We start from the raw sequence: 7,481 nt of genomic DNA, 5'->3' as shown, positions 1-7,481 counted from the left end.
CGGCCCACGCCATCGTGGGCCGCGCCCCGCGTGGATTTCTTCTGCTGTCCGGCGCGATTCGGCTTTCCCCGCAATTCAGCGGCCGTTTCCCCCGGCCGCCGGGACACACCGCACGGGCGGCGTCTTCCCGTTTTCCGGGCGGCGAAACGAGGACTTCACGGAATCCGCAGACATCACATCGGCGTTACGCGCGTGTGACGCACTCCACATCCGCGCCCGCTTTGTCCGGTAACTAACGGACAGAGCAGGGCATTTTCCTGTACCCGGTGGCCGGGGTCCGCGCACGCGCGATAACACGGGAACCCTCGTCCTGTTAAGCCCCGAGGGCCGTGCGATTCACATGCCCGCTGGGTAGGTTGAATCGACATGACCGCCCCCCACGACGTACTGGAAATTCCCCGAGGACTCACGCTCGACAGACCGCGACCCGGCGACGGGGCCGCCATGTGGCGCCTCGCCCGCGACTCGCGGGCCCTGGATCTCAACTCGTCGTACAGCTATCTGCTGTGGTGCCGCGACTACGCCCACACGTCCATCGTGGCCAGGGACGCGGCCGGTGCCCCGGTCGGCTTCATCACCGGATACACCCGCCCGCGGGCCCCGCGCACCCTGCTGATCTGGCAGGTCGCCGTGGACCACGCCCAGCGCGGGCGCGGCCTGGCCACCGCGATGCTGGACGCCCTGACGCGCCGCACCGGCGACGAGTTCGGGGTGCGCGCCGTCGAGACCACCGTCACCCCCGACAACGCCGCGTCCGACCGCCTCTTCACCTCCTTCGCCGCACGGCACCGGGCCCCCCTGACCCGCGAGGTGCTGTTCGAGGCCGCCGCGTTCCCCGAGCGCGGCCACCAGCCCGAAGTGCTGTACCGCATCGGGCCGCTGACGCCCGCCTCCGCGGTCTGAGGCTTCCCCCCACCCTGTTCTCGCTCTCCCGTCCCCCCACTCCGACAGACCCCTGACTTCTGGAGTACGACGTGACCATCGCCCAGCCCGAGACGAGCGTCTTCACCACCCTGGAATCCGAGGTACGCAGCTACTGCCGCGGCTGGCCGGCCGTCTTCGACCGCGCGCGCGGCAGCTACCTCCACGACGAGGACGGCCGCGCCTACCTCGACTTCTTCGCGGGCGCCGGCTCGCTCAACTACGGCCACAACAACCCGGTCCTGAAACGGGCCCTGCTGGACTACCTGGAACGCGACGGCATCACGCACGGCCTCGACATGTCGACCACCGCCAAGCGCGCGTTCCTCGAAGCCTTCCGCGACGTGGTGCTGCGCCCGCGCGGCCTGGATCACAAGGTCATGTTCCCCGGCCCGACCGGCACCAACGCCGTGGAGGCCGCGCTGAAGCTGGCCCGCAAGGTGAAGGGCCGGGAGTCGATCGTCTCGTTCACCAACGCCTTCCACGGCATGTCGCTGGGCGCGCTCGCCGTCACCGGCAACGCGTTCAAGCGGGCCGGCGCGGGCATCCCGCTCGTGCACGGCACGCCGATGCCGTTCGACGACTATCTCGACGGCCGGACCCCGGACTTCATCTGGTTCGAGCGGCTGCTGGAGGACGCCGGTTCGGGCCTCAACAAGCCGGCCGCCGTCATCGTGGAGACCGTGCAGGGCGAGGGCGGCGTCAACGTGGCCCGCCCCGAGTGGCTGCGCGGGCTGGCCGAGCTGTGCCGCCGCCACGACATGCTGCTCATCGTCGACGACATCCAGATGGGCTGCGGGCGCACCGGGCCGTTCTTCTCCTTCGAGGAGGCCGGCATCGTGCCCGACATCATCACGGTGTCGAAGTCCATCAGCGGTTACGGGCTGCCGATGTCGCTGACGCTGTTCCGGCCGGAGCTGGACATCTGGGAGCCCGGCGAGCACAACGGCACCTTCCGCGGCAACAACCCGGCGTTCGTCACGGCCGCGGCGGCGCTGGACGTCTACTGGACCGACGGGCAGATGGAGAAGCAGACCATCGGCCGCGGCGAGCAGGTCGAGGCCGCGCTGCGGGTCATCGCCGCCGACCACGCGGACGCGGGCGCCGCGTACCGGGGCCGCGGGCTGATATGGGGCCTGACGTTCGCCGATCCGGCGCGCGCCGACGCCGTCTGCGCGCGGGCGTTCGAGCTGGGGCTGCTGCTGGAGACGTCCGGTCCGCAGAGCGAGGTCGTCAAGCTGCTGCCCGCGCTGACCATCGCCCCGGAGGAGCTGGACGAGGGCCTGCGCGTGCTCGCCAGGGCCGTGCGCGACACCGCGTGAGGGACCACGCAGGACCGCGAGGACCGCGGGAAACCGCGCAGGACCCCGACGAAGCAGAAAGAGGAGAGAAGCACCTGTGATCGTCCGATCCATCGCCGACATCGAGGGCACCGACCGGGACGTCGAGTCCGCCTCGGGCACGTGGCGCAGCAAGCGAATCGTCCTCGCCAGGGAGAAGGTCGGCTTCTCGCTGCACGAGACGGTGCTCTACGCGGGCACGGAGACGTCGATGTGGTACGCGAACCACGTCGAGGCGGTCTTCTGCGTCGAGGGCGAGGCCGAGCTGACCAACGACGAGACCGGCGAGAAGCACTGGATCACGCCCGGCACGATGTACCTGCTGGACGGCCACGAGCGGCACACGCTGCGCCCGAGGACCGACTTCCGCGCGCTGTGCGTGTTCAATCCGCCGGTCACCGGGCGCGAGGACCACGACGCGAACGGCGTCTACCCGCTGCTGACCGAGAGCTGAGCACCGACAGCGGTTGAACGGAAGGGAGTTGCCCCCATGACCACCGCGCCACAGCGCACCGCGGACCTGTACCCGACCCGCGGCAGAACCGAAGTGGCCACCCCGCGCCAGGATCCCGTGGTGTGGTCCGCGCCGGGCACGCCGGGCCCCTTCGGCACCGGCGAGCTGGCCGCCTTCGAGCGGGACGGGTTCGCCACCGTCGACCGGCTCCTCTCCCCGGAGGAGGTGCTGACCTACCGGGCGGAGCTGGAGCGGCTGGTCTCCGATCCCGCGGTGCGGGCCGACGAGCGCTCGATCGTGGAACCGGCCTCACGGGAGATCCGGTCCGTCTTCGAAGTGCACCGGATCAGCGAGGTGTTCGCCGGGCTGGTGCGCGACCCGCGGGTGGTGGGCCGCGCGCGGCAGATCCTCGGCTCGGACGTGTACGTGCACCAGAGCCGGGTCAACGTCAAGCCGGGGTTCGGCGCCAGCGGCTTCTACTGGCACTCGGACTTCGAGACCTGGCACGCCGAGGACGGGCTGCCGCGGATGCGGACGGTGTCGGTGTCGATCGCGCTGACCGACAACCTCGACACCAACGGCGGCCTGATGATCATGCCCGGCTCGCATCTGACGTTCCTGGGCTGTGCCGGTGAGACGCCGAAGGACAACTACAAGAAGTCGCTCCGGATGCAGGAGGCGGGCACACCGTCCGACGAGGCGCTGACCGGCTTCGCGGACCGGCACGGGATCAGGCTGTTCACCGGCCCGGCCGGTTCGGCGACGTGGTTCGACTGCAACTGCATGCACGGCTCGGGCGACAACATCACCCCGTATCCGCGGAGCAACGTCTTCATCGTCTTCAACAGCGTGGAGAACGCCGCCGTGGAGCCGTTCGCGGCGCCGGTGCGCCGCCCGGAGTTCATCGGCGCGCGGGACTTCACCCCGGTCCGCTGAACGGTCAGCCGGGCGCAACGCGGGGGCGGGGCGGGGAGGAGGGCGCCGATGGGACAGAATCGGCGGGAAGCGACGCGACGTTACGACTCGCAAAGGACTGCGCAGTGACAGATCCAGTGACAGACGCGGCGTCGGGACGGGTGCCGCGGCCCGGGCAGCGGTTCGTCTTCATCGGCGGCCTGCACCGCAGCGGCACCACCCCGCTGGCGCGCACCCTGGCCGCCCATCCGCAGGTCAGCGGCTTCCACGACACGGGTGCGAAGGAGGACGAGGGCCAGTACCTGCAGTCGGTGTATCCGACGGCGGCGGACCGCACGCGCTCGGGACCGGGCCGGTTCGCCCTGTCGCCCGCGGCGCACATCACGGAGACGTCGCCGCTGGCGGACCCGGCCAACCGGGACCGGCTGATCGCCGACTGGAGCCGGTACTGGGACCTGGACCGTGAGTTCCTGGTGGAGAAGTCCCCCGCGAATCTCGTCATGACCCGCTTCCTCCAGAAGCTGTTCCCCGAGGCGCGGTTCATCGTGATCATGCGCCACCCGGCGATCGTCACCCTCTCGACGAAGAAGTGGGCGCCGCGCACCCGGCTGTCCACCCTCTTCGAGAACTGGTTCCGCGCGCACGACCTCCTGCGGCAGGACGCGGCGCACATCGAGCACCTGCACGTGCTCACCTACGAGAGCCTGGTGCGCGACCCCGGCGAAACGCTGGACCGCGTGCGGGACTTCCTCGGCCTGTCCGGGCCGATCCCGGCGGAGGCGGTGCGCGACCGGAGCGGCGGCTACCGCGACCGGTGGCTCCGCCTGGCCGAGGCGGGCGACCCGTTCACCCGCCGCCGCTTCCGCCGCCTGTGCGAGCGCTTCGAGGACCGGGCCAACGCCTACGGCTACAGCCTGACCGACATCGACCGCGTCCCGCCGATCGACCTGTCCCTGCGGCCGGCGGCCTGAGCGGACGCACACCACCGACGGACGACGGCCGCCGCGCGGGAGACGCGGCGGCCGTCGTCCGTGTCGTCGGGGGCCGTGCGCTAGTACGCCCCGCGGGACTTCAGGACCGCGAAGACCGTGCGCCACAGGATCATCGCGTCCAGGGCGAGGGACCAGTTCTCCACGTAGCGCAGGTCGATGCGGACCGACTCTTCCCAGGAGAGGTCGGAGCGGCCACTGACCTGCCACAGGCCCGTCATGCCCGGCTTGACGACCAGGCGGCGGTACATGTCGCTGGGGTACCGCTCGACCTCGTCGGGCAGCGGCGGGCGGGGGCCGATCAGGGACATGTGGCCGGCCAGGACGTTGACGAGCTGCGGGAGCTCGTCGAGCGAGTAGCGGCGCAGCGTCCGGCCCAGCGGGGTGACGCGCGGGTCGTCGCGGAGCTTGAACAGCACGCCGTCGTGGCCGTTCACCGCCCGCAGCTCGGCCAGGCGCGCCTCCGCCTCGACGTACATCGAGCGGAACTTCAGCAGCGTGAACGGCACTCCGTCCTTGCCGACGCGGGTCTGCCGGAACAGCGCGGGCCCCGGGCTGGTCAGGCGGATGGCCAGGCCGATGACGAGCAGCAGCGGCGCGAGGGCGATCAGGGCGAGCCCGGCGCCGACGCGGTCGATCAGTTCCTTGGCCAGCCGGCGCCCGCCGGAGAGCGTGGGGTGGTCGACGTGCACCAGCGGCAGGCCGTCGACCGGGCGGATCGTGGTGCGCGGCCCGGCCACGTCGATGAGCGCGGGCGCGACCAGCAGGTCGACGTCGCTCTCCTCCAGTTCCCAGGCCAGCCGCTGGAGTTCGGGGCCCTGGAGCTCCGGGCAGGACAGCACCGCCACGGTGTCGGCGCGGGCCCGTTCCACGGCCTCGGCGATGTCGGCGAACCGGCCGTAGACGGGGATGTCGCAGCCCGTGACCCGCTGCCGGTACGGCCGGTGCGGCGGCAGGCAGGCGCCGACGACGCGCATGCCGTGGTAGCGGTGCCGGTGCAACTCCTTGGCGAGGACGGCGATGGACGGCTCGTACCCGACGGCGAGGACGCGTTGCATGAAGCGGGCCGACTCCGCGCGGTGGCGGTGGACCCACTTGCGGGCGGCGAAGCGGCACAGCAGGTCGAGCAGGAGCGCGCCGGGCAGGGCCAGGGCGACGTAACCGCGGGCGATCTCCAGCTTGGCGGCGTAGGAGACGACCGCGACGGCGGCGGTGAGGGCCACGCCCGCGAGGAAGGTGCGCTGGTACTCGTCGGGCCCGATGAACAGGAAGCGGACGTCGTAGGCGCGGCTGAGCGCCAGCGCGAGGATCCAGGCGAGGGGGAAGACGGTGACGCTGAAGAGGAGATAGCCGTTGCCGATCCCGGTGCCGAAGCCGCCGAAGCGTACGGCCGAGGCCGCCGCGCCGGCCGTGACGGCGACGGTGGCGTCGATGCCGAGGAGCAGCACGGTGTAACGGCGCTTCCAGCGGTGGGTTCTGGCGGCGCCCCTCCCCCGCCGGGGTTCGGGGCGGACGGGGAGCGGCCGGTGGGCCGGGGACGTGAGGGCGGGCAGGGGCACGGCGCCCTGTGAGTGGCCGCGGTACATCATATGTGGGCTATCGCCACGGAACAGGTCCCGGCCGAGGGGCGGTGCGACCGCCGTACCCGGACGGGGGTTTGCCAGGAACGTGCGTACGAGCGCGGGGTGGGGGTCATGACGGGGCTCTCCTTGTCAGCGGTGAAGTGGGGGAACCTGACGAAGTGGGCGGCGGGCCGGTCAGCGGACGCGGGAGACGTACGGGTCGCGCCCGGCGTCGCCCCACGCGTCCAGGACCTGGGGGTCGTTGGAGACGCGTGTGTCGCAGACCTTGTGGGTGTCGAAGACGCTGACGGCCCTGATGTTGGGGTATTTGCTCAGCGCGGGCACCAGGTTGCGGTACCACTGGGCCTGCGCCTCGTCGTTCTCCGGGTCCGCGACGGTGCCGTACTCGGCGAGCATGATCGGCTTGTCCGAGAAGCCGTTGCGCATCAGCCAGTTGTACCAGGGGCCGATCGTCTCGCCGGGCGAGCGCCACTCGTTGTCGCGGCAGACGTAGTAGTTGAAGGGGTCGTAGCCGATCCAGTCGACGTAGTCGTCGCCGGGGTAGAAGTCGGCGACGGTGTCCTCGTGGCCGAGCCAGCCGACGTGGATCCACACCCAGGTGACGTTGTCGACGCCCTCCTCCTCGAAGACGTCGTGGATGTGGCGCCAGGCCCGCACGTAGTCGGCGCCGTCGCCCTGGTCGGGGTGGCGCTTGCCCTCGGCCTCGTGGTCGAAGGCGAGGAAGACGGGCTGGTCCCACTCCTTGAGCCGCTGCGCGGCGGGCCGGATGACGGACTCGTCGTAGGCGCCGGCGGCCACGTCGTCCCACCGGGCCCGCTCGTCCGTGCCGTGGACGCGGGTGGTCCAGTTGAGGAGGAGCAGGCGTTCGCCGTCGGCGCCGAGCCGCTTCTCGTGCGCGTCGGGGAAGGCGCCGTTGGTGCCGGTGCCGGAGAAGTCGTGGTAGCGGTGGACGAGATCGAAGGTGCGGCCGATGTCGGACTCGATGCTGGTGACGGTGGAGTACGGGGTGCCGCCGCGGTTGGCGGCGGTGGTGTAGATCCCCCACAGCAGGCCGCACGCCGGGACGAGGTTCTCGTCGAGGGGGCACTCGGCGGCCTCGGCCGCCCGGTCGGCGGCGGGGGCGGGCGGCGCGAGCGCCGGTGCGCCGAGGGTGACGAGGGCGATCGCGGCGGCGGCCGGTGCCCGCCGGTGGCGGCGCTTCGAGCGGCGCGGGGGGACGTTGTCGCGCATGACCGTGGGTTCCTTGACGGTGGTGGGCTCGGGGCTCAGGACTCGGGGC

Annotated in this window: 7 protein-coding genes; 5 read left to right on the top strand and 2 right to left on the bottom strand. The window is 71.5% G+C overall.

Annotation, left to right across the window (positions count from 1 at the left end):
• Positions 1 to 366 precede the first annotated feature (366 nt).
• The 5 genes from ectA (at position 367) to ACSNOC_RS26345 (ending at position 4,601) form a co-directional block, all read left to right on the top strand.
• Positions 367 to 903, top strand: coding sequence for a diaminobutyrate acetyltransferase (ectA, locus tag ACSNOC_RS26365; protein ID WP_436750080.1), 537 nt, complete (start codon positions 367 to 369; stop codon positions 901 to 903).
• Between the two features lie 71 nt (positions 904 to 974).
• Positions 975 to 2,243, top strand: coding sequence for a diaminobutyrate--2-oxoglutarate transaminase (gene ectB / locus ACSNOC_RS26360; protein ID WP_436750079.1), 1,269 nt, complete (start codon positions 975 to 977; stop codon positions 2,241 to 2,243).
• A gap of 76 nt (positions 2,244 to 2,319) precedes the next feature.
• Positions 2,320 to 2,715, top strand: coding sequence for an ectoine synthase (locus tag ACSNOC_RS26355; protein ID WP_436750078.1), 396 nt, complete (start codon positions 2,320 to 2,322; stop codon positions 2,713 to 2,715).
• Between the two features lie 36 nt (positions 2,716 to 2,751).
• Positions 2,752 to 3,651 (top strand): ectoine hydroxylase, encoded by a 900-nt coding sequence (gene thpD, locus ACSNOC_RS26350; protein ID WP_436750077.1) that lies wholly within the window; start codon positions 2,752 to 2,754, stop codon positions 3,649 to 3,651.
• Positions 3,652 to 3,755: 104 nt separating this feature from the next.
• Entirely contained in the window at positions 3,756 to 4,601 is an 846-nt protein-coding gene (locus tag ACSNOC_RS26345) for a sulfotransferase family protein (protein ID WP_436750076.1), read from the top strand.
• An 80-nt stretch (positions 4,602 to 4,681) separates the two neighbouring features.
• Here ACSNOC_RS26345 and ACSNOC_RS26340 read toward each other — a convergent pair whose 3' ends face one another.
• Together ACSNOC_RS26340 and ACSNOC_RS26335 are read right to left on the bottom strand one after the other, a co-directional pair.
• A complete protein-coding gene (locus tag ACSNOC_RS26340) occupies positions 4,682 to 6,178 on the bottom strand; it encodes a sugar transferase (RefSeq protein WP_436750075.1) in 1,497 nt (498 codons plus the stop codon).
• Between the two features lie 198 nt (positions 6,179 to 6,376).
• Positions 6,377 to 7,481, bottom strand: a 1,105-nt coding sequence (locus ACSNOC_RS26335; RefSeq protein ID WP_436750074.1) for a glycoside hydrolase family 26 protein, incomplete at its 5' end; no start/stop codon positions are given.

This window comes from Streptomyces sp. URMC 129 (genome assembly GCF_051386415.1).
Classification (GTDB): domain Bacteria; phylum Actinomycetota; class Actinomycetes; order Streptomycetales; family Streptomycetaceae; genus Streptomyces.
The sequence above is the reverse complement of the archived record's forward strand: the minus strand, read 5'-3'. Positions and strand labels throughout refer to the sequence as shown.